Annotated in this window: 13 protein-coding genes; 8 read left to right on the forward strand and 5 right to left on the reverse strand. The window is 61.4% G+C overall.

Features of this window, described 5'->3' with window-relative positions; genetic code table 11:
• Positions 1-20: 20 nt before the first annotated feature.
• Together ABWP22_RS05565 and ABWP22_RS05570 are read right to left on the reverse strand one after the other, a co-directional pair.
• On the reverse strand, positions 21-179 hold the full coding sequence (locus ABWP22_RS05565; RefSeq protein ID WP_353198968.1) for a transposase: 159 nt from the start codon (positions 177-179) through the stop codon (positions 21-23).
• Positions 180-246: 67 nt separating this feature from the next.
• On the reverse strand, positions 247-492 hold the full coding sequence (locus tag ABWP22_RS05570) for a helix-turn-helix domain-containing protein (RefSeq protein WP_353198969.1): 246 nt from the start codon (positions 490-492) through the stop codon (positions 247-249).
• Between the two features lie 361 nt (positions 493-853).
• Here ABWP22_RS05570 and ABWP22_RS05575 point away from each other — a divergent pair, with 361 nt between their 5' ends.
• Positions 854-7261: an autotransporter outer membrane beta-barrel domain-containing protein gene (locus ABWP22_RS05575; RefSeq protein WP_353198970.1), complete on the forward strand. Its 6408-nt coding sequence runs from the start codon at positions 854-856 to the stop codon at positions 7259-7261.
• A 67-nt stretch (positions 7262-7328) separates the two neighbouring features.
• Positions 7329-8852, forward strand: coding sequence for a methyltransferase regulatory domain-containing protein (locus tag ABWP22_RS05580; RefSeq protein WP_353198971.1), 1524 nt, complete (start codon positions 7329-7331; stop codon positions 8850-8852).
• A gap of 537 nt (positions 8853-9389) precedes the next feature.
• On the opposite strand, the gene ABWP22_RS05585 is transcribed toward ABWP22_RS05580, so the two are convergent.
• The gene (locus ABWP22_RS05585) at positions 9390-10868 is read right to left on the reverse strand and encodes a serine hydrolase domain-containing protein (RefSeq protein WP_353198972.1); all 1479 of its coding nucleotides are present in this window, start codon (positions 10866-10868) and stop codon (positions 9390-9392) included.
• Between the two features lie 180 nt (positions 10869-11048).
• Here ABWP22_RS05585 and ABWP22_RS05590 point away from each other — a divergent pair, with 180 nt between their 5' ends.
• The 4 genes from ABWP22_RS05590 to ABWP22_RS05605 all read left to right on the forward strand — a co-directional run bounded on the left by ABWP22_RS05590 (position 11049) and on the right by ABWP22_RS05605 (position 18639).
• The gene (locus ABWP22_RS05590; protein WP_353198973.1) at positions 11049-13466 is read left to right on the forward strand and encodes a M1 family metallopeptidase; all 2418 of its coding nucleotides are present in this window, start codon (positions 11049-11051) and stop codon (positions 13464-13466) included.
• On the forward strand, positions 13463-13960 hold the full coding sequence (locus ABWP22_RS05595) for a DUF6702 family protein (protein WP_353198974.1): 498 nt from the start codon (positions 13463-13465) through the stop codon (positions 13958-13960). Before ABWP22_RS05590 ends, ABWP22_RS05595 begins: the two co-directional genes overlap by 4 nt.
• 156 nt (positions 13961-14116) lie before the next feature.
• Entirely contained in the window at positions 14117-17017 is a 2901-nt protein-coding gene (locus ABWP22_RS05600; RefSeq protein WP_353198975.1) for a TonB-dependent receptor plug domain-containing protein, read from the forward strand.
• 26 nt (positions 17018-17043) lie between these two features.
• Positions 17044-18639 carry an amidohydrolase gene (locus ABWP22_RS05605; protein WP_353198976.1) on the forward strand — a complete coding sequence of 532 codons (1596 nt, stop codon included), beginning with the start codon at positions 17044-17046 and terminating at the stop codon, positions 18637-18639.
• Between the two features lie 165 nt (positions 18640-18804).
• Here ABWP22_RS05605 and ABWP22_RS05610 read toward each other — a convergent pair whose 3' ends face one another.
• Both ABWP22_RS05610 and ABWP22_RS05615 read right to left on the reverse strand, forming a co-directional pair.
• A complete protein-coding gene (locus ABWP22_RS05610) occupies positions 18805-21216 on the reverse strand; it encodes a zinc-dependent metalloprotease (protein ID WP_353198977.1) in 2412 nt (803 codons plus the stop codon).
• Positions 21217-21487: 271 nt separating this feature from the next.
• Positions 21488-22075, reverse strand: coding sequence for a carboxymuconolactone decarboxylase family protein (locus ABWP22_RS05615; RefSeq protein WP_353198978.1), 588 nt, complete (start codon positions 22073-22075; stop codon positions 21488-21490).
• 346 nt (positions 22076-22421) lie between these two features.
• Between ABWP22_RS05615 and ABWP22_RS05620 the strand changes: the two genes are divergently transcribed.
• Positions 22422-22652 carry a hypothetical protein gene (locus tag ABWP22_RS05620; RefSeq protein WP_353198979.1) on the forward strand — a complete coding sequence of 77 codons (231 nt, stop codon included), beginning with the start codon at positions 22422-22424 and terminating at the stop codon, positions 22650-22652.
• Positions 22609-24489, forward strand: coding sequence for an ATP-binding protein (locus ABWP22_RS05625; RefSeq protein ID WP_353198980.1), 1881 nt, complete (start codon positions 22609-22611; stop codon positions 24487-24489). The genes ABWP22_RS05620 and ABWP22_RS05625 overlap by 44 nt, the downstream gene beginning before the upstream one ends.
• Positions 24490-24492 lie beyond the last annotated feature (3 nt).

Raw genomic sequence — 24492 nt, forward strand, 5'->3', positions numbered from 1 at the left:
GTATCCAATAGGGACCTCGGCTATTCTGATGGCCCAAAGCCGCCGTCGTGCTGCATCCAGCCGTGATGGATGGTCTCGGATTTGCCCACCTTGCGGCACAGCTCGGCAACGGACGTGTCCATCTCCGCTTGATGAAGGGCGAACGCGATCTGCTCGCCTGTGAACTGCGACGTCTTCATCTGCAGAATCCTTCGCTCAAGGCAGCTTCGCTTTTGTCAGTGTCCGTTGATCTGAAATGAATCTAATTCACGGGATGGGATCAAGAACAGAAATGGCGGAAATTTCCGATGGCCGGGTTGAGTTAAATTTTTCAAAGTGCAGTATATCGCCTACACTGCAGTTCAAAATATTGCACAATTTTGCTAAAATCAGCAAGTCAACTCGGTCCATCTGATCATTATACATTCGCGTCAGCGTGGTTCTGTTGACGCCAGATCGCCGGGAAAGCTCAGATATCTTCATCTTTCGCTCAGCCAGGCGAATAGCCAGCATGGATTTAACTATCATTCACAATCGTCCCCGATATTAACGAATGACCCTTCGAATTTTTAACCGCGATGCTGTTTCCAGTCAATGCATTAGAAAAATAGACGATCTCAAAAATAAAATTTGTCGGAAATATACAGGCTAAAAACGGAAATTACCGACGCTAAAATGCCATTTACAAGCGTCATAATGTAAATATGTAGCTACAATTACGATGCATACGGACGCCAAAGGGGGGTCTTGTGCCGTCTTAATCAATTTCATACTGAAAAGACGTCCATTAGAGACTGTGTCTTCAATAATGATCAAAATGATCATGAAAAGACACAAAATGTAGATTTACGGCTCTAGCACGCGAGGAATCACTATGTCGGGGGTTTTCATGATGTCATCTGAGATGTCGAATGTGGGGACGCGCCGGAAGCGGCTGCTCAAGGCGTCGGTTGCCTTACCTTTTGCGGTGCTGGCCTTGTCTCCGGCTGCAGCGGTCCAGCTGATCACGGTGAACAGCCCGATCGACGTTGGTGCGTTGAACACGCTGGTGATCAATGCTGCGAACACGCCGGATCCGGACATCACCGTTGTGACCAAGGCCGATGGAGCGGTCACCGGTTCCGGCTCGGTCAGCCTGGGGTCTCAGGGTGCCGGTCGCGGCGATGGCGCGCTCATCCTCCAGAACGCCGGCAAGATCGGCAGCCTGACGACGGACGGCGCCATTGCAGACTTCGTTGGCGTCTCTGTGTTCAACGCAAAAAGCTTTGACGGCCAGAACAGCGGGCTGATCACCGGCACCGTTACGGTGAGTTCGATCTCGGGCCCTTCCGCCTTCTCCAATACGGGGACCGTGGTCGGTGGCGTGTTCTTGAATGGCAATGGCCCGATCACGCTCAGCTCCACTGGCAGCGTTGGTTCTTCCGGCGTCGACGGCTTTGTCTTCGGCAGTTTTGAATCGAAGACAACCGATGGCGTCACGACGAGCGTCAATTCGCGCAATGCGGCTTCGGTTTCGGTCGCGAATGTCGGCACAAAGGCATCGCGCGGTTTCGTCTCCAGCGTCGGTGGCAAGGCCTCTGTCGAGGTGACCGGGATCGCTGGTGATGTTTTCGCGAATGCAACCGGCACCACCACCACGGTTGACGGCAAGACCAGCGCACCCGCGGCGGGCAAGACGGCGACCACCTTCAATCGCACGGTTGCGCGGACCGGCGGCGAAGCGACGGCGACAATTGGCGAGCAAGCCGATATCAGCAGCCTTTCCGTGTTCAGCGCCAACGTCGCTTCGGCCAAGGTCGCCGGCAAGGTAGCAAGCAATGTTTCCGTCACTGCGGGAACCAACTTCAGCACCACCTCCATCGTCAACACCGAAACCCGCAACGCCGACAATGGCCTGACCGGTCAAACCTTCAGTTCAATCTCCGCGGCGCTCGCGAATGATGCAGCGGCGAATCTGACACTGGCGGCCACCGCTTCGGCTGCGTCCGTAAACGTTAACACATCGCGCATTGCGACGGTTGCAATCGACGGAAAGGTCGCCGGCAACGTTTCGTTGATCAGCACAACCGCTGGCAGCAGCAACGGTTCGGCTTTCACATTCGATGGCAAGGGCAACCAACTGTCGGGCAAGTTTGAATCGGCTGATCTGGCCAATACGGGTGCGCTGTCCTTGACGGTCGGTGCGGCCGGCCAGGCCGGATCGGTATCGATCAACGGTGGGGGCAGCGCGGTTTCGCTTTCGGTGGCTGGCAAGGTGGCCAGTGGCACGGTGCCCGGCAGCGTGGATGTTTCGACAAACCGCGTTTTGTTCAGTTCGACCGACGAACAGACGTTTGATCCGACCACTTTCAATACGACAGCCACCTCGTCCAACAGCAAGCAAGTGTTCCAGGGCGGCAAGTTGACTGTGTCTGTGGCGCAAACGGGTTCGACGGGCGACGTCAACGCCAGTGCCGGCGCGGACGGCGCGACAGCCTCGATCGCGGGGACGACGGGCGGCTTGTTCATCACGGCCAACACCACGCTGAATGACAACAGCTCGGCCAACAGCTTTGATGCAAAAACCGGCAACCAGCTTTCTTCGCAGTCAACCTCGCTGGCACGCAATGCTGGCGGTCCGATCCTGGTTGATGTGGCGGGCAAGGCCGGCACCGTGTCGCTGAACAGCGGGGCTGGCAATGTCGGCATTGGCGTTGTGGGCACCACCGGTCTCGTCCAGGTTTTTGCCAATGGCACGCGCACAGCCAGCGATTCAAAATCGACCTTCACATTTGATGCCAAGGGTGTCCAGACCGGGAACACCGCGCAATCCAGCACCACACGCTCGGCAACCGGTGGCACGGCTGTGGCAACTGTGGCGACGGGCGGCCGGATCGAGTCGCTGTTTGCCAGCTCGGATGGCGATGCCAGCCTTGCCAACAGCGGGACCGTTGCCGGCAACACGTCGCTGTTCTCCGCCCGGGTGATAACCGGCGCGCAAACGAACAGCAATTCGTTCGCAACTGTTGCGGGTGACAAGCAATCCGTGACCACCGACACGATTGCGGGCAGTTCCCAGCAGATTGCGATCGGCGGCACCGCCACGCTGATCAACAACGCTGCGGGCCTGATCGGCGATCCCACGACCAGTGTCTCCCTGAACGGCATCAAGGGCGTGAGCATCACCAACGACGGTGCGATCCGTGGCGGCCTGACTGCCAGCTCGGCTGCTGGCCTCATCAGCAACAGCTTTGCCAACAACACCGTGCGAACGACCGTCTTTGCGGTTGATACCACACCGGCTGTTACCACCACGGTGGACAGCCAAACCAGCACGACCGCCACGACGCGGGTTGGCGGCAATATCGACGCCCGCATCAGCGGCGCCATTGGTACCACCAACTTCAATCCGGCAACCACGGGCAATGTCTCGCTCACGGGCCAGGGCAATGTGACCGCGTCGGTCGTGAGCGGCGGTGCCGTGTTCGGCAGCGTCACGCTCACGGCGGGCAACCAGTCTTCGAACACCACCAGCAACGGCTTCAACAACACGCGGGTGCTCGGTACCGACGGCAAGGGCAGCTTCGGCTTCACCCAGACGCAGGACAACACCAGTGTTCGCGAAGGCACGTCACTGGCATCGGCGACCATTGCCGGCCGCGTCGGCGTCAGCAATGCGGGTGGCGGCGCCTCCGTGTTTCTGAACGGCAACAATGCCAGCCTGGCGGTGGATGGCGGCATCATCGATGGTTCGGCATTTGTAACGGCAAATGGTCGCTTTGCGACCGAAAGCAAGTTCACACGCGGCCTGGCACAGACCACCGAAGCCTTTGTCGATACCACGACGACCTTGACCGAAACCAACGCCGGCAAGAACGTGCTCAGCGGCGGAACGGCCACCTTGGCCGTATCGGCTGGTTCGGTCGGTGGCTCCTCGGTAACCGGCGTTGTACTGGCAACGGCCAACATCGCCGCGGCAGCCAAGCTCGCCGGCAGCCTGTCTGTCTCGACAAGTGGCAGCAGCTCCGAGTTCCAGAACGAGTCGAAGTACAGCCGCAGCGCCGGTGTGGTCACTGCGTCAAACAGTGCGCGCAACGTTTCGTCCAATGTGGCCGGCAATTCCACCGCCACTGTGGCCGGCACGGTCGGCAGTTCTCTCAACGTTACGTCTGCGGCTGGAAACGCGAGCGCCGCGTTGACCGGGTCGGCTGCTGGCGGGGTATTTGTCACGGCCTCCGGCAACAACAACGATACGACGACCGTTGACACCTATGCCGGCAAGCTGGGCGCCAGTTCCTCGCAAACCTTCCCTGGTCTTGGCGTGCCAGTGGTTGGCAACACTCTGGCTGTGGGCGCCAAAGCCGTGCGAACGGTGACGACGATCAGCACGGCAACAGGCGGCACTGCGACCTTGTCAATCGAAACCCCGGCTGCGCTGCAGGCGACGGGAACGATTGCAACCAGCACGGCCGGTGTCGCTGGTCTTGGCGGTTCGACGGCGACCATTGCTGCCGGCAGCCGGGTTGGTTCAATCGGTGTTGGCCTGATCGGCGCAAATTCGAAGACGACCAGCGTGGACACGTCGACGGGCACCACCTTGGGCACCCAGCGCAATGTCACGTCCACCACGGTCAACACGGCCGTTGGCGGCGCCTCGTCGCTGGCCAACGCGGGCAAGATCGACGGTGCCGCCAGTGTCAGCTCGCTGACGACGGCAAGCCTGACCAACAGCGGTCGTGCCGGCGGTGGTCTTTTCGCAACCGCTGTCGGGTTCGATACCAGCAGCACGGTGGTCAATACCCGCTTCGACAACGCGGCACTGCAGGTTGAAACCAGCACAACCGTCCGCACGCCGCGCCTGGGGACCGCAACCATCACCAACGCTGCGGGCGGCGTTGTCGGCAGCGTCGGCGTGGCCGGTGCGACGGGCACCGTGACCAACGCCGGCTTCATCACCGGCACGACAACGCTGGGCCAGAGCCTGGATCTGGGCACCCGGGTAACCGAACGGACCGACAACTCCAATGCGTTTACCTACACGGCGCCAGACAAGCGGGCCGGTCAGACCTACACGTTCGATCAGAACGGCATTGCGCGCGCCATCAACGTGACGGGGGCGACCAACGTGGTCACCAATCCGTTCACGGGCGTGGAGCAGACGGTGCAGACGAGCAACATCGTCGCGACGGTCAACCTCAACAGCGGCTCGGTCACGTTGGGCAACATCACTGCACAAACCAGCCTGACGGGCGAGCGTTTGACCGATACGACGGTCAATTTGCGCGGCTCTGGCTGGTTGGGTGCTGATGCCGTCACCCAGACTGGCGTGGCGCCAACCCGTACACCGTCGCTGACCTTGTCGAGAGAGGCCGTCACGGAATTCGGTCCCAATCCGGTGACCGCGGTCCGTGTCGCCGGGGTCAATCTGTTGCGCAAGCAGGATGCCGGCACCTTCGTGATCAACGGTGCAAATTTTGTTGCGGCAACCTCCACAGTGCCAGCCGCATGGACGCTTGATGTTGGTACGTTTGCCATCGACGGCGGTGAAGTGCAGCTGGCTCGCCAGCCCGAAACGCCGGCGAGCACCTTCGGCATTCGCGGTAACGTCAATAACGCAGCCACGCTTGTCCTGGGCCGGCGGGCCCCGGTTGCCACGCAGGCGGTGGGTGACAGCTTCGTTTCGGTCGGTCCGGAGCGGATCATCGGCCTGACGGTGAACCAAACCGGCAACTTCACGCAAACGGCCGCCGGTACGTTGGTTGTCGGAGCGACGGGCGCCCTCACGCGCTTCACGCCGGCAAGTGTGGGCGCCAGTGGTGCCTCCTCCGAACTGCTCGGTCCGCTGACCGGCGGGGTGTCCATCCCGTACTTCACCAACGCGGCAAGCACGTTGGCAGCAACGGGTTCAACGCCTTCACGCATCGATGTCACCGGTGATCTTTCGCTGGCCGGTACGATACGGGTTGTGGTGTCACGAGACAGCATCTTCCGCGATGGAGATGGCACGACGCTGGCGACCTACACTGGCGCTGGCAACGTGACGGCCACGGTTTCGTCGAGCATCGCTTCGCCGTTCGTGACCTTCCGGGTCGTGAACGATGCTGCGACCCGCACGGTCCGCCTGGTTTCCGGACGCACTGCTTATTCGACGGTTGCAGTGGGTACCAACGCCCAGGCGGCGGCAACGGCATTGAACAGTGCAATCCCGGCGATCACCACGGCAATCCTTTCGGATGCCGCCGGTGGAGCGGCGTTCCCGACCGTTCGTGCGCTGGCCAATGCCCAGGATGTTGCCAACGTGGTGAACGCGCTGGATTGGCGCCTGACGTCGGCACAGGCGGCGCAAGTGTTCAGCGAGCTGTCCTCGGGTGATATCTACGCCTCCATCTCGGCGGTCGATCAGAACCTGGTCCTGAACCAGGCACCGGCCATCGCGATCACGTCGCTGCTCGCAGGGGAAGCACTCACTTCGCGATTGTGGGCCACCCCGGTGGGCGATTTCAGCCGCTTCAACGGTGATGACACCGCTGGTGCGTCTGGCATCCGGTCCACGGCTTATGGTCTGGCGTTTGGTGGTGACATTGCGTTCGCGACCGATGGCGTGATCGGGATCGGAGCGTCCTATGGTGAGCACGATGTCACGGCCCGCATCTCGCCTGAAACGGCGCGCATCCGGACCTGGACCGTGGGTGCTCATGTGGTGAAGGGCTTTGGCCAGTTTTACGTGCAGGGCAACGTTGCTTACGGTTTCAGCCGTTTCTCGGTTGAACGTGAGCTGTCTCTTCTGTCGCGTAGCCTGGGCAGCGAGTTCCGGGGCACTCAGCTGGATGCTGGCCTCGAAGCGGGTTACCGCTTCACGGTTGGCAACAACTGGACCATCACACCGTTCGCGAAGGCTGCGATCCGCAACTGGGAGACCAATGAAGCTGTCGAGCTGGATGGTTCGATCGGCGGGGGCTTTGCGCTCCGCGTCGACGAAGCCTCCAAGTCGATCTTCCGGCCGACCTTGGGTGCACGCATCAATGGCCAGTTCGGTTCTGCCGGTGGGTTGTTGGTGCGGCCGTTGCTGAACCTCAGCTACACGTATCAAGGTGATATCGGCGCCATCCGTACGATGCGGTTTGCTGGCGGCGGTGACGCCTTCACAGTGCGCGGCTTCAGCCCCGACGGGTTCGGCACGATCGAGACCGGTGTGGATACTGTCGTCAACAGCAAGTTGAACATGTTTGTTCGCGGTGGTTACAGCTTTGGCGGTGGGAACAATGCGGCATCGATCCGCGCTGGGCTCGGCTTCAACTTCTAACCAGGTTGACGAAGAATAGGGCGCGCTGCCAAAAGGTGGCGCGCCCTTTTTTTTCGGAGCGAAGTGAATGCAGAATGATTACATTACAGACATAACCTATCTGTCTGGCTATTTTCCTGAATTGTCTGTGCCGCGGCTGCTGCTCTGTCTGCTTGCGGGTGGCCAAAGCCATGGGGTCGGTTCGGCCCCATCCTATCTTGAATTGGGCTATGGTCAGGGTTTGTCCCTTGCGGTCCATGCAGCGGTGATGCCCGGTCGATATGCAGGCACCGATTTCAACGCGTCCCATGCGGCAAATGCCCAGTTGTTGGTCGAGCCCTTGTCGCAGCCGGTGGCAATCTATGACGACAGCTTTGAGTGTCTTGCCGCACGGCCAGAGCTTGAAACATTTGATATCATTGTATTGCATGGCATCTGGTCTTGGGTGTCGACGGAAAGCCGTTCAGCTATCCTGGACATTGCTTCACGCCGGCTGCGTCCGGGCGGCATCCTGTACGTCAGCTACAATTCCATTCCTGGTTGGTCACCCGGGTTGCCTTTGCGGCATCTGATGAACGAATTTTCCCAGCGTGAAGCCACTGGCCCGTTGCTGGCACGCGTTGATCAGTCCATTGACTTTGCCGGACGGGTCGCTGCCGCTGGAGCGCGATATTTCTCTGTGAACCCGCAGATGGAAGAACGTCTGACACACATCCGCAACAGCGATCGGCAGTATCTCGCGCATGAGTTTTTCAATCAACACTGGTTGCCCATGGCATTCAGTGAGGTGGCTGGCGCGATGTCGAACGCAAAGCTCGGCTATGGTGCTTCGGCCAGCCTGATCGAGAATCTGGAAACGATCTATCTCCCCAAGGACGCTCAGACGTTGCTCGGCAGCATTTCGAACCCGATCCTGCGTGAAACGACCAGAGACTATGTGATCAACCAGCAGTTTCGGCGCGATATCTATGTGAAAGGCGGACGCTCGCTTTCGCCGTCAGAGCTCCGATTTGCCCAGAAGACATTTCCGTTTGCCGTGCTCGCATCAAGCGATATCGCACCGAAGACCGTGATGACACCGTTGGGTGAGGCGAGTTTGCGGAGAGAAATTTACGAGCCCTTGATGAAGGTGCTGGTTGCTGCGGACTGTTCTCGCGTGTCACTGCAGCAGATCGAGGCCGATCCGGCTCTGTCGAACTTATCGGCAGAGCAGCTATGGGAAGCACTGCTCGTTCTGGTCGCGGCCGGGTCGATTGCGCCATGTCCAATGAAACCCCCTGGCATCGAAGAGCTGGAAAATGCGCGCGCGTTCAACCGCATGCTGGTGGCTCGAGCGGTCCATGCCGATGAATCAGGCGCTTTGGCGGCACCGGTTATTGGTGCAGGCTTGCCGGTAAGCCGTTTTGATATGCTGTTTCTGCATGCTCATATTTGTGGCATGGAATCAGCATCTGCTTTCATCAACGACCTGCTCGTAGCCGATGGTCGGCGGTTGCTGGTCGATGGCAAGCCATTGTCTGACGATTCGGCCCAACTTGCCTTGCTGGATGACATGCAGTTGCGGTTTCGGGCAGAGATGTTGCCCAAGCTGGAACGGCTTGGAGCGATTTGACCGCCGAATGGCCATGTACCGCAAGCCCGCAAGAACCGGATCGGCCGCACTGTGGCGGCCTGGTCATTGTCGTCAGGCCCGTCCTGCGGGGGACAATTGTTCGGCTTGTTGAACCAGCAACGCCACCGGACATGATCGCCCTTTCGTGCGCCAACATCCCCAGTCTGGCCGCTGCCTGGCCGCTGCCTGGCTGTGGCTGAAAGCCGGAGGCGCTGCCGGGATCGCCCAGATATTGATGGTCTGTCTCGCTTGCGAAGGCGTTCGCACCGTGCCTGGGCGTTGCGGCGGTGGCTGATCGTGCAGAGCGCGGCTTCATGTGGGCGGCGGTGGCGAATATGCGCAGTCACGCAATGTCCCGTTGCGGGCCGAACAGATCCGCGCTGATCTGAACCGAAATCTGCGCGACCGCCGCATTGCGCTCGGCGCCATGCGCCGCTTCTGGCGGCTACACCCAGGGCGGCATATGCGGTGCCTGGGGCAGGTTCGCGCCGGAAAGGCCTGGTTCCCTCATCCGCCCCGCAGTCACGGCCGTCTTTCCTATTTCTTCGGCGCGAACGACCAGTCAAGCGCCTGGATCTGCGGGGTCGGCGTGGGCGCCAGCAACACATGCGCAACCAATGTGCCGTTCTGGCAGTGCCACAGATAATCGCCTTCCAGCGCGCCCTGTGCCCGCACGCCGGGCGGCTGCGGGCAGGGGCCGCTGCGCGCCTGCATTGCAGTGATGTCCGCGGCGCGGTGGGCGGTGTCGCGATCCATCAACAGGTTCACCGCCAGCGATTTCGGCTCGGTCGCCACGGTGCCGCTGGTCCAGATGCGGTGCAGCGGTTCGACCAGCCGGGCCAGTTGCAGCGAAATCGGCAATATGTCCGGCTTGATCAGGCCAGCACCCTGCAAGGCCAGCATGGCATCCCAGGCCGGGGCAGCGGCCGGGGCATAGGTGCGGTTGGTGAACACGAACACGCCCCAGCCGCTTTCCGGCACGATCAGCATATGGCTGCCGTAACCGGGATAGCCGCCGCCGTGGAACGCCACCCGGCCCAGGCTGCAATCGTCGCCCACGCGCAGGCCGCCGCCATAGACCACCGCGACGTCACAGGTCTGCGCCGCGGACATGGCGGTGGGGCGCTGCATCCGGCGCGGGGAGCCTTCGCCGCGCAACAGGTTCCGCACGATGACGCGCGCCTTCGGCTCTTCGCTGCCCGGTGCTGCTGCCGGCCAGGCGGAAAGCAGATGATCGATCCAGCGGGCATAATCCGGCACCGTGGTGATCACGCCGCCCATCGCCCCGAACGCGCCGGGCGCCATGTCCGGTTCCCGTTGCCATTTGCCGTCTTCCCAGCGCCAGCCGGTTGCCAGCTTTCCCGCCGGCACATCAGCCAGGTTGAAGCTGGTGGCCGTCATGCCCAACGGCGCAAAGCGGCGGCGGGTGATTTCGGCTTCGAAGGGCTGGCCGCTCACATTGGTGATGGTGCGGCCGATCATGGCATAGCCGAGGTTGCTATACTCATGGATCAGGCCCGGCGCGCGCGTGGATGGCACGCCGATGGCCAGCAGGGCGGTGAACTGGGCTTCGGGCAGGGGCGTCTGCCGGTCGCCCCAGGGATCGTCGGTTACGAATCCGGCCATGTGGTGGACAAGATCGGTGACGGTGAGCGCGCCGGCCCAATTGGCTGTTTCCGGCAGAACGGATATGATTTTGTCATCCAGCCGCAATTTGCCTTCGGCCGCGAGGTCGAACAATGTCAGCGCGGTGAAGGCCTTGGTCATGCTGGCGATACGAAAGCGTGTGTCGGCGGCAACCTTGCGCCCCGATGCGACATCGGCAACGCCGGCCTGGCCGGCATGCACCAGGCCCTGACCGCGCCGCACGATGCCCCAGCCCAGGCCGGGCACATGGTTCTTCGCTGCCCAATCCTGCATCTGGGCATCGATGCGGGCCGCGATTTCCGGCGGCACCGGCTGCGCCGCAGCGGGCGCGCCGAGCAGCGCGGCGACAAGGCAGAGGCGAGCGAACATGATGGTCCTTCCTGGGCTGAACACCAGCCTGATTGCACGACAGGTTGTGCTGCCATCAATGCGGCGAACGGCGCGATCGTCAAGTCAGGCGATGGCTTGCCAAGCCCGGGCAAGCCGGGCAATTGGCGGTGTTGCTGGCGGGTGTGGCCGGCGCAAGGGCGAAGGCAGGGGATGCACGATATGCAGAGGATGGTGCGGATGTGGGCGCAGGCGGCGCTGCTGTGCTTTGCGGTGTCGGGCCTGGCTGCGGCTACTGCGGGGCCGATCGAGCAGACCAAGGGCAATTTCGTCGACAAGTTCCGCCAGCTGGAAGGCGAGGATTGGCCGACCCCCACCGATTATCGCAATGCCGCCGGCGCGCCAGGGTATCGTTACTGGCAGCAGAAGGTGGATTATCGCATCACCGCCAGGCTGGATGAAGCGACCCGCAGCATCAGCGGCACCGAAATCGTCAACTACCACAACAACAGCCCGGATGCGCTGAAGTATCTGTGGATGATGCTCGATCAGAACGAAAGCAAGCGCAATTCGATTGGTGAACGGTCCGAAACGGTCAGCCCCGGCGGCCAGATCGGCATGACTGCCGTGCGCCGCGCCATGCGTTTCAAGGAATGGGAAGGCGGCTTCAACAATCTGAAGGTGACAGATGCTTCGGGGCGTGCCCTGAAATTTGTCGTGGTGGACAGCTTGCTGCGCATCGATCTGCCCGGCGCCCTCGCCAGCGGCGCTGCCACCACCGTGAAAATCGAATTCAGCTTCCCGATGATGGAAACCCGCATCATCGGCGGCCGTTCGGGGTACGAATGCTTCACCAAGCCGGATGAGGATGGCAATTGCATCTTCCTGGCCGCGCAATGGTTCCCGCGCGCTGCGGTCTATTCGGATTATGAAGGCTGGCACAACAAGGCCTTCATCGGCGGCGGTGAATTCACCCTGGAATTCGGCGATTATGATGTCAGCCTCACGGTGCCGAGCGATCACGTGATTTCGGGCACCGGCGAACTGGCCAATCCGGATATCCTGTCCGCCGCGCAGCGCGCCCGCCTCAATCAGGCCCGTACCGCCAAGGAACCGGTCTATATCGTGACCCCCGTCGAAGCGCTTGCCGCCGAGAAGCAAAAGGCCAGCGGCACCCGCACCTGGCATTTCACGGCGAAGAATGTTCGCGATTTCGCCTGGGCGTCGAGCCGCAAGTTCGTCTGGGATGCGATGGGCGTCAAACAGGACGACCCGGCCAACCCGCTGGTGATGGCGATGAGCTTCTATCCGAAGGAAGCCCGCCCGCTGTGGGATGCCTATTCCACCAAGTCCATCGCCCACACCATCGACAGCTATGGCAAATTTGCGTTCCCCTATCCTTATCCGGTGGCGCAAAGCGTCAACGGCCCGGTGGGCGGCATGGAATATCCGATGATCACCTTCAACGGCCCGCGCCCGGTGAAGGACAAGAAAACCGGCCAACTCACCTATACCGAACGCGCCAAATATGGCCTGATCGGTGTGGTCATCCACGAAGTCGGCCACATCTGGTTCCCGATGAGCGTCAACAGCGATGAACGCCAGTGGACCTGGATGGATGAAGGCATCAACACCTTCCTGCAGTTCGAAGCCGAGCGGACCTGGGACCCGAATTTCCCGGCGCGCCGCGGCGAGCCGCGCGACATCGTCGAATATATGGTCAGCCGCGATCAGGTGCCGTTGATGACGCAGAGCGACAGCCTGCTGCAGTTCGGCAACAACGGTTATGCCAAGCCGGCCACCGCACTGGTGATCTTGCGTGAAACCATCCTGGGCCGGGAATTGTTCGATTTCGCCTTCAAGGAATATTCCCGCCGCTGGCGCTTCAAGCGGCCGACGCCCTATGATTTCTTCCGCACCATGGAAGAGGCTTCGGGTGTCGATCTCGACTGGTTCTGGCGCGGCTGGTTCTATTCGACCGACCATGTCGATATCGCGCTCGACCAGGTGGTCGAAGCCCGGATCGACAGCCGCAATCCCGACGTGGAGAAGGCCTGGGCGAAGGATCGCAACAAGGCCGAGCCGACGCCGCTGACCGTGGTGCGCAACACGCAGCCGCCGGTGGTGGCGCGTGATCCGGCCACCCGCGATTTCTATGACGAAACCGATCGCTTCACCGTGACGGCCAAGGATCGCAAGGATTATGAGGCCCTGCAGAAGAAACTGGACCCGGTCGAAGCTGCAGCGCTGAACTTCAAGGATCATTTCTATCACTTCAGCTTCCGCAACATCGGTGGCCTGGTGATGCCGGTGATCCTGAAACTGGATTATGCCGATGGCAGCACCGAAACCATCCGCATCCCGGCCGAAGTGTGGCGTTACAACGCACGCAATGTCACCTGGCAGCATGTGACGGCCAAGACGCTGAAATCGGCGGAGATCGATCCGCTGTGGGAGACGGCCGACGCGGATCGCAGCAACAATGGCTATCCGCGCGCCATCGAACCGGCCGTGCTGAAGGTGCGTGACGATCCGGCCGGTGGCGACAATCGCATGGCTGACAGCGACCTGGAAGTGACGCCCGACAGCACCAGAACAAGGCCGATCAAGAAGGTGCCTGAGAAGAAGGACGACAATTGAAGCGATTGATCGGCCTGGCGGCGCTGGCGTTGCTGGCGGCCGGGCTGGTAACCGGGCCTGTGGCGGCACATCGTGGCCACGCCACCTTGTCGGTGGTGGAAATCGACGCGGCGACCGGCGTCGTGACGGTGACGCACCGCATGGCGGCGCACGATGTGGAACCGGTGCTGGCAAACATCGCGCCCGATTCGCAGCCGAGTCTGGACGATCCGGAAGCCGTAAAGGCGCTGATTGCCTATGTCGGGCGCGCGTTTCGCATTGCCGAAGTGCCGTTGGTGTTTGTGGGCCAGGAATTGGCGGGTGATACGGTGGTGCTGCGCTTTGCCGGCCGGTTGAAGGGTCTGCCGGAGACGTTGCTGATCAGCGGCGGACTGTTTGGGGAAACCCATGCCGATCATGCCACGCAGGTGAATGTGCGCCGCGCCGGGGTGACTCGGACCTTGCAGTTCCGTGCCGACGACCCGGCACAATTGGTGCCGCTGCCCGGAGCCTGAGCCCGGTGCCTGAGCCCGGTGGCACCGGCTGATGGCGCCGCCTACGCCAAAAGACGTAACGCCGTAACCGGGCCAGTCATGCAAATGACACATCGCGGCGCGCTGTATCATGCGTGATCTTCGCTGGATTCTGGATCGCAAGCTGGGGGTTTTTCAATGACGACACGCAATCACGAATTCGCCGAACTGCGCACGATGCTGAAATTGGGCGTCGCCAGCTTGGCTTTGCTGATGCCAGCCGCTGTGCTGGCTCAGGCTGCGCCCGCAACCACGGCGCAGGCTGCGCCGGAAGCGGAAGCGGAAAGCGAAGTCATCACCGTGACCGGATCGCGCATTTCGCGCACCGGCTATGATTCGCCGATCCCGGTGTCGGTGATCGGGGAGGCTGAACTGAAGGCCGAGCCGCAGGCCAATATCGGCGATTATGTGAACACGCTGCCGTCGGTGCGCGGTTCGCAATCCTCGTCCACCAACTCGGGCTCGCTGTCGAACGGCCAGGCCGGCATCGCGTCGGTCAACCTGCGCTCGCTTGGTTCGGCGCGCACTCTGGTGCTGATCGATGGTCAGCGGTCCGTGGCCTCCACGCCGGTCGGGATCGTCGACACGCAGACCGTTCCCCAGGGCCTGATCAAGGGCGTCGAAATCGTCACCGGCGGCGCTTCTTCGGCCTACGGCTCCGATGCCGTCGGCGGCGTGATCAACTTCTCGCTCAATCGCGAGTTCAAGGGCCTGCGCGCCGAGTATGAATTCGGCATCACCGATTACGGCGATGTGCCCAACCACACGTTCCGCATCACCAGCGGCTTCGATTTTGCCGATGGTCGCGGCAAGCTGCTGCTGGCTGGCGATTATTTCACCCAGAAGGGTGTGGATACCTATGATCGCCCCTGGCAGAATTCGGGCTTCTTCCAGATCGACAATCCGGCGTTCGTGGCCGGCAACGGTCAGCCTGAGCGTCTGGTGGCCAGCGGTATCGGTACCTATCAATTCACGCCGGGCGGCCTGATCAACACCGGCCCGCTGCGCGGCACCTATTTCGGCAATATCGTGAATGGTCAGGCCAGCCTGAACCAGTTCACCTATGGCCCCAACCGCGGCCAATGGATGGTCGGCGGAGATTATCTGATCAGCCGTCAGGGCCACTGGAGCACCAACAGCCTGGCGCCCGATGAAGAGCGCGGCAACCTGTTCGGCCGCCTGAGCTTTGAAGTCAGCCCGGCATTCGTGCCGTTCGTGCAATATGCCTATGCCGGATACAACGGCCGCAGCTTCTATCAACAGACGCCGAGCACCGGCATCACCATTCAGCGTGACAACGCCTTCCTGCCCACCGCACTGGTGTCGCAGATGACGACGCTGAACCTGAGCAACATCAGCATCGGCACCAGCAACAACGGCTTCCCGGCAGCCGGTTCGAACAATACCCGCGAAGTCTATCGCTTTGTCGCCGGCGCCGATGGCGAGTTCGAAATCGGCAAGGGCAGTTGGAAATATGCGGCCTATTATCAGGCCGGTATCGCCCGCACCAACGAAACGCTCACCAACACCTGGCGCAATGATCGCGTTACGCTGGCGCAGGATGCGGTGCGTGCCCCGGCGGGCAACGCGGCCGGCATTGCCGCCGGCACCATTGTCTGCCGCTCCACGCTGACCAACCCGACCAATGGCTGCGTGCCCTTGAACCGTATCGGCATCGGCGGCGTCACCCAGGCCGCGATCGATTATGTGATGAACAACGGCGCGCAGCCGCAGCGTCTCCAGACCTTGCGCCAGGATGTGGCAGCGATCAGCTTCTCCACCAACGATCTGTTCGAAACCTGGGCTGGCCCGGTATCGTTCGCGTTCGGTGGCGAATATCGGCGGGAGCGTGTGAATGGCTCCGTCGATCCGCAGTTCAACGCGGGCTGGCTCTATGGCAATTATCTCGTCACGGCCGGTGCCTTCGATGTGAAGGAAGGCTTCATCGAAACCGTGGTGCCGCTGGCCAAGGGGCTTGATTTCAACGGCGCCATCCGTCGCACCGATTATTCCACGTCGGGCGGCGTCACCACCTGGAAGGCCGGCGCCACCTGGCAGGTGATCGATGATTTCAAACTGCGCATCGTGCGCAGCCGCGATATCCGCGCGCCAAACCTGGCCGAATTGTTCGCCCCCGGCACCGCCCGTACCAACACGGTGAACGTGCCGCTGGCCGGCGGCGGTCAGCGTTCCGATCAGTTCACCGAACAGACCACCGGCAATACGGCCCTGCGGCCGGAAGTGGCGATGACCTGGGGTGTCGGCGGCGTCTTCACGCCCAGCTTCCTGCCCGGCTTTGCCGCCTCGATCGATTATTTCGACATCAATCTGGCGGGCGCCATCGGCACGATTTCGGCGCAGACCATCACGACGCTGTGCCTGGAACAGAACCGCGCCGATATCTGCCCGTTCATCACCTTCAACGGCCCGGTGGCGGCCAGCAGCCTGATCACCGGCATCCGGCTGGTGCCGTTCAACTTCGCCAACGTGAAGGTGCGCGGTATCGATTTCGAGGCCAGCTATCGCTTTGATCTTGGCGGCGGCAAGGCCACGCTGCGCGCCCTGGCCAGCCACTATATCGACAATATTTTCAACAACGGGATCGACGTGCCCGAAGACGTGGCCGGCAAGAACCAGGGTGACGGCGTGCCGGCATGGAATTACCGCCTGACCGCGAATTACGAGCTGGACAGCTGGATCTTCAACATGACCGGTCGCGGCATCTCCAGCGGCGTCTACAACAACAACTTCTTCGAATGCACCACCGGTTGCCCGGCTTCCACGCCGGCCAACCGCACGATCAACACCAACCGCATCAGCGGGCAGTGGTTTGTCGACGCCTCGGTCACCAAGAAGATCAAGGTGGCCGGTTCGAAGGCGGATCTGTTCTTGTCGGTCCGCAACCTGCTGAACAGCGATCCGGTGCTGGTTGGCAACGGCCCGACCGGCAACAACACGCCGGCCTATCCAATGACCAACCGTGGCCTGTATGATGTGCTGGGGCGTGTCTACCGTATGGGTGTGCGCTTCGAATATTGATCAGCTATCTCACGGGGGTTGAAGTTATGAACAAGGGCAAGATGCTCGCCGCATTGCTGGCGGCGACGGTGATGGCCGGAACAGTTGCAAGCCCAGCGTTCGCGCTGGCCACGTCGGCGCAGAAGAAGGCGATTGCCGAAGGCGTGGAGGCGCGCACCAAGCTGGCCCAGGAAATGGTCGACATGGTGTTCAGCTATGCCGAGCCGGGCTTTCAGGAGCACAAGACCAGCGAATATCTGACCGGTATCCTGGAAAAGAATGGTTTCACCGTGGTGCGCGGTGTTGCTGGTATCCCGACCGCCTTCACCGCCACCTGGTCGAACGGCCCCGGCCCGAAGATCGCGCTGGGCAGTGACATCGATGGCCTGCTCGGCCTGTCGCAATATCCCGGTGTCGTTGACATGAAACCGATGGTCGAAGGCGGCCCCGGCCATGGCGAAGGCCACAACAGCGGCCTGCCGATGATGATCGTCGCGGCGCTCGCCGCCAAGGACGTGATGGAGAAGTCCGGCATCAAGGGCACGTTGATGCTTTGGCCGGGCGTCGCCGAAGAACTGCTCGCCACCAAGGCCTATTATGTGCGCGCCGGCATGTTCAAGGATGTCGATGCGTCGATCTTTGCCCACGTCGGCCGCGATCTGGGCACTGGCTGGGGTCCGGCCGGCAACAACGGCATGGTCAGCGTGGAATATACGTTCAAGGGCAAGACGGCGCACGCCGCCGGCCAGCCCTGGGACGGGCGCAGCGCGCTGGACGGCGTGGAAATCATGGACATCGCATGGAATTTCCGCCGTGAACATTTGCCGATCACCCAGCGCAGCCATTATGTGATCACCGAAGGCGGCGGCCAGCCCAACATCGTGCCGGAAAAGGCCAGTGTCTGGTATTATTTCCGCGAGAACAGCTTTGCCAAGATCCGCGAGCTTTATGAGCTGGGCAACACCCTGTCCAAGGCGGCGGCGATGGCGACCGGGACCACGGTGACCCAGCGCACCCTGGGCTATGCCGCGCCCAATTATGGCAACAAGCCGCTGGCCGAAGCGCTTTATGCCAATTTCGCCGCCGCCGGCCTGCCCACGTGGAGCGCCGCGGACCAGGGCTTTGCCAAGGCGATGCAGGTGGCCAATGGCGTCAAGGTCGAGCCGCTCACCTCCAAGTTGGCGCCACTGTCCACCCCGGACAGCCGCGGCCAATCGACGGGCGGCGGTTCCGATGACATCGGCGACATCATGTGGACGGTGCCCACGGTTACCATCCGCTACCCATCGAACATCCCCAATGCCATCGGCCACAACCGCCAATCGGCGATCGCCATGGCCACGCCGATCGCCCACAAGGGTGTGGTGGTCGCTTCCAAGGCCGTGGGCATGACCATCCTCGATCTGCTGACCACGCCGAAGATCATCACCGATGCCAAGGCCTATCAACAGGATGTGCAGTTCAAGAGCGACAAATATGATCCGCTGCTCACCCCGGAAGACAAGCCGGCGATCTGGCTGAATGCCGACATCATGGGCAAGATGCGGCCGCAGCAAGAGAAATTCTACTACGATCCGGCCAAATACAAGACGTATCTGGAACAGCTGGGGATCAATTACGAAGACTTCGCCAAGGTGAAGTGATTGATTCGGCGTTGTTGATGAAAGGGCCGGTGCCGCGAGGTGCCGGCCTTTTTCTTTGGGTTTCGTCCTTCCCCACCCCCGGCCCCTCCCGCAAGCGGGAGGGGAGACATGTGCTGCCGGTCAATCTTCTCCCCTCCCGCTTGCGGGAGGGGCCGGGGGGTGGGCTTATCCGAGTGGCGGCCCCGGTGGCTGCGGCGCGCGGCTGCGCGGGCTCATGCCCCAGGGGACGGAGACGGACTTGGGTGCCTTGGCCGTAGGGTCAGCAAGATAGGCGGCGATGTCCGCGGCCGTCTGCTTGTTGAAGGCCGCACCCAGGGCATCGCCGGTGCGGGCGGGCAGCGTCTTGGCCAGGCCATCCAGCGTCTGCAAGGCCAGCGCGCGGGCTTCCGGCGCGGTGGTGGCGGACGCGCCGAGGATCATCAGACCGTCGAGCACCGTCTTCTGCACCACGCGCAGAAGTGCCGCGTCACCCGCCTTGGCCGGCGCAGGCGCATTCCAGCTCGCCGCCATCAGGCTGTCGATCAGATCGGGCAGAGTCACCCCCTCCAGCCCGCGCGCCTGCAATGCCACCAGCCGCATGGCGCGGTCAGGCGCCAGCAGCGGTTCCACCACCAGCGCGGCGGAAATGCGTGCGGCTTGCAGTTGGTTGAACACCGGATCGTCGGACAGATCCTCCAGATTGCGGCCCGGATCGGGGGTCAGATCGGCGAGCAGCTTTTCGGGAATCGTCAACTCGGCCGGCGACAGCGTGCCCAACAGCAGCGCCAGCGTGTCGCGTTGCAGCTTGGCCGGGATGGCGCTGGTCGCCGGGCCGGGCTCGCCCTTCACCTTGATGTCCGTATAGAGCCCGCCGATATATTTCACCGCCGATTCAACCTGATAACGGTGATGCAGATAGGCCATCCACAACCGCAGATTGCGCAGTTCGCCAATCGGCTCACCGGGCCGCAGCACGCTGTCCGGGCCATAATTGGCCAGCATGATCCGCCGCGCCGCCAGCGCCTCGGTCAGGCCCTCCACCGGCGTGTTGCGATCGTCATACCAGGTCCAGCGCGGATCGGTGTCGGGCACATAGAGCAGGCCCTGCTTGCGCATGTCGGCAATGATCGCGTTCAGCCCGGCCTTCTCATCCTTCAAAGGCGTATAGGCAAACCGCACCATCATCGTGTCATAGGGGCCGATGGCCTTCTGGAAGCTTTCGGACAGGTCGAGCTTGCCGTTCTTCACCGTCACGCGCGGGGTGGGATATTCCATCACCGAGGCGCGATCATTGTGGCTGGACGCAAAATTATGGCCAAAACCAAGCGCATGGCCATATTCATGCGCGGTCAGCAGCGCCTGGCGCAGCAGCACCATGTCGCGCTGGCCCTTCGGCATCGCCTCGAAACTGCCGTTCACCAGGCTCGCATCGGCCACCGTCACGCCGCTGCCGTCGCCGGGCAGGCCGCCGGCATAGGCATCGAAATAATTGGCGACGGTGCGGATGCGGTGCGAATCCATGCGCACCTTGGCGCCCAAGATCTCGCCGGTGCGCGGATCGCGGAAACTACCGCCCGACGAAAAACCGCGCTCGTCGCGGTTGATCCACTGCATGTAATTGTACCGGATATCCTGCGGGTCCATGTCGGCCGGCGCGTCGAGGGCGACGATGGCGTTCTTGAAACCCGCCGCTTCATAGGCCTTGTTCCACCAGAGCAGGCCCTGTTTCATGGCGTGGCGGATTGGCGCCGGGATGGCGAGATCGAAATAGACGGTGATCGGCTTCACCGGTTCCGACAGGGTCGCGCCTGGGTCCTTCTTCTCCAGCCGCCAGCGCGTCACCCATTCCGTGTCGATGCCGTTCTGGAAACTCTGGCTGAAATCCTTGAAGCGGATGGCGGACACCCCGATGCGCGGATCGGCGACACGCGGCGTGTAGCCGGTGGGGGCCTTCAGGAAACTGTGATGCACCCGCATCGTCAGATGCTCCGGATCGGGCGCGACATCGCGCACCCGCGCGCCGGGATTGTCGGCACTGAAGGTCGCGATGGTCTCGATCTCGGTGTTGAGCGAGAAGGCCCTGGTTTGCGGCGCATGCAGGGCGAAGCGGCTGGCATCAAAACGGAAATTGCCCTGGTTGGTGCGGCGCAAGGCCGCCTCCACCCCGCCGGCATCGCGCGCCAGCAGCGGCGTTGCATCGACCACGATGCGGCCACCGGCTTCGCTCTCGATGGCCAGGCTGGCGACGATCCCGGTCGGGAAGCTCGCCGCCACGCCGGCCTGGTTCGCCGCATCGCCCTTGAGCGAACGGAAGGCCAGATTCTGCTCCTCCATCAGGATCTTGCCGCCCACCCGGCGGAAGCGCACCACCGCCTGGCCCACCGTGCCGCGATCGAACGGCAATTCCACCGAACCGCCGCCCGAAGCGAGGCTGACGTAATAAAGCACATCGGTATCGAGCGCCGGCAGGGTGAGCAGCAGCTTGCCCTTCGCCGCATCGATGCTCACCGGCATGTACGCGGCGTCCTGCGCCTGCGCCGCCCCGGCCGTGATCGCCATCGCCATCGCCATGGCCGTGGATAACAGCAGCAACTTCATTCCATCCCCCTGATGCAAACAACGTCCTGCCTATTGGACACCCCGACTCGCCGCATGGGAAGGGGGACTTTGACGGACAGCGCGCCTCCGGGTGGTGGCCGCCGCCCGGTCGCGCAGTTTTGACCGTTTTGCCGAAATTGCCCTGTTCTTGCAGCGATTCCCGCGGCTGAAGATATATCTTGAACCGATCGCGCAGCCGCAGGATTGGCGGCAACAGCGTAACCCGAAATGAGGCGCGTAGGACAGGCCGGGCTGCCCCGGCGTTCAGCGCCTAACCCGCGCTCCCCACCTTGTAATCATCCTCCAACTGCACGCCAAAGCTGTTCAACGCCATCGAGACCATATTGTACTGGCCCACGGCAAACACCAGGTCGATCAACTGCTGCTGGCTGAACCGCGTCGCCAGTTGCTGCCACGTCGCATCGCTGATGCAATGATCATCCATCAACTCGTCCACGGCGCGCAGCAGCACGTCGTCAGGCGCGTCGCTGCCCGGCGCCGGCCCGGCCTTGCATTTGTCGAAATCCGCCGCGCTCATCCCGGCATGATCGCGGCCGATGGCAACATGATGATGCCATTCATAGGTCGCCCGCGCCCGCCAGCCGACCCGCAAGATCGCCATCTCCCGCGTGCGTGCATCCAGCGATGATCGGAACAACACCTGCCCGCCCCACGCTCCGAACGCCTGCGCCAGCTTGGGATGATTGGCCAAGGTCTTGAAGATGTTGAACACCGGCGCTTCTTCCGCGCCCATTTCGGCCGGCCGATTGCCCAGCAACGCCTGTCGCAGCGCCGGCTCCCAGGCGTCAGGCTCCAACGGCGCGATGCGGGGTGCGGAAAGGCGGTGCGGCATGTCCATTGTGCGTCTCCCGGTTGGGCTTGTCTTGGGACTATATGTCCATCCGTCCCGGCCCGCCGCTGTCTGAATCGATGAACAGGGTTTAACAGAAGAGGGCCTCCGGCGGGCAGGGCCTGAGGCCCTGCACCCACTTTCGTTATCCGCGCTAGCGACTCGTGTATCCCGTAGCCGGCAGCATGAAGCCCTTCATCTCCGGCTGCGCCAACGGCCCCGACACGCCGGCGATTGCTGGTCGGAGCGGTTGGATGTTTCAAATAATCGAAAAATGTATGGTATATGTGTTGACTATATATGTCCGAATATGTCATTCAATCAACATAGGCCGTACATATTTGGTGATTCTCGCATGACCATTGACGACAAGAAGCACGCCAAGTTCCGGGAACTGGCTGAAAAGCGTACAAATAAGGCGCTCGAGACGATCCGGCTTATCGGCAATCTGTCGAACAGGCAGGCCTACGTTTATGACGATGTCGAGGTGCGTAAGATCATGAAGGCGCTGCGCGACGCCGTAGTTGAGGTTGAATCAAGGTTTGGAAAAACTGCTGGCCGTGGCGGCGGCGAATTTAAGCTCTAACGCTTGGAGTCATATCGTGAGTCACATTAAGCAGATTACTCCCCTGACGATCCGCGATATCGACTTCACGGTGTCGCGTCAGATCGAGCAGTGCCCCAAGACCATGATGCTGCGCGAACTCGTCATGAATGCCGTTGAGGCTGCCGCAAAGGCGCCATTGGGGCGACGTTTGGTGGAGATCAGAGGGAAGACGGTGCCCGAGTGCGGGAGCGCCAGAAAACTTACTATCTGGAATACAGGGCCGGGCATGAGCAGCACCGAGCTTGATCACATTTGCGACCTTGCCGCCTCGCTCGGCAAGGACATGGCACTCGAAGGCAACTTTGGCATTGGAGCAAAGGTCGCTTCCTTGCCGTCAAACACGCTTGGGATGCGATATCGTTCGTGTCGGGACAGGGTGGTGAGCCAGGTCATCCTTGGCAAGCGCGATGGCATATATGGCAAGGTGTGGGTTCCCGTTGAGGACTCCTTCGAGGAAGTTGTCGATGTGACTGAACAAGTTCATGAAGAATCAGAGTATCGGCTTGATGAAGATTGGACTGAGGTAGTCCTTTTCGGCAATCGACCTGATCAGGACACAGTGGCTGATCCGTATGATGGCGACCCGGCGCAGGATCGGCAGTGGATCACAACGACGTTGTATCACCGTTTTTATACGCTTCCTGAAGGTGTTGAAATTGTGCTTCATGAGGGCACGCACCCGCGCGACGGGCGACGGCAATTCAAGTCGATTCCTGATCGTGCTGATTCATTCGGTCGTGTTGAGGCGGTCGATGTAGGGGAAGGTTTCAAAATCTACTATTATTACGATCCATCCTACCAGAACGGGGCGCACAACAAGTCAATTTCCGGCTCGCTCACTTCATCGCTCAGTACGGCCGCGATAGTTTTTCGTGGAGAGATGTACGATGTAATTAAGGGTCGGAAATGGGCCGCAGATGCGCCGGCGTTTGGCATTCCGTTCGGCGCGCGCCACATCTCGGTGCATGTCGAGCTACCAGATAATTTTGCTGCGAGACATGAACCCTATCGCCGGTTCATTCAACTTTCGGGAGGTGATCAGCGGCAATTGACTGTCGATGGGTTTGCCGAACTTGTTTTTCGTAATCGCCCGGAATGGCTTGTCGATATCATCAATTCCCTAGCGCCGAAGTCGTCTGGGTCCACTGACGATCTGCGGAAGGAACTACAAGATCTGCTGAACGAACTTCGGGTGAAGACCCAAAGTCCTCGTGAAGCAGACGATGGCTCCCAACTTGTCCAGGATGGTGGTGCACGGGGTGCCAAGCCTGGCCACAAGGAAGGATCGGGTAATGGTGGCGATAGGCCGCCAATCACCCCGACCGACCTCATTTTCAATCCCAGTGGCGCTAAGCGCGCTAACATCTCTACCAACTTGGAACAGGCGCCAGAAATCATCCCGCTTAGTGACCCCGACGAGGTTGCAGAGAAGGGACTGACGAGCAAAGCAGCGCGGTATATCCGTGAGAGGAATCAGCTGTTTGTGAATCTAACATATTCAGCAGTGTCCGGTGCCCAGGAGCACCTTCAGCTTCGATACGCGACTTACGATGATCCTGAACTAGTGCGTGAGCTTTCGCGGCAGTGGGCGGAACGGCTAGTTATGGGACGGGTTGGTTATGCCGTGATTTATGCACAGGCAAAGCAACTAGTCCGCGAATGGACTTCCGACGATGTGAAGAAAGCCCTTGAGCCCGAAAGTTTGAGCCTCGCAGCAGACGGATGGCGTGACGCAGTCAGCAACGCTTATCGTAGCTTGAGCCGGCGGTTTGGTACCGGCAAGGTTAGCGACGAGGACGATCCGATTGCCGCGTGACCG

Source organism: Sandarakinorhabdus sp., from assembly GCF_040398665.1.
Classification (GTDB): domain Bacteria; phylum Pseudomonadota; class Alphaproteobacteria; order Sphingomonadales; family Sphingomonadaceae; genus Sandarakinorhabdus.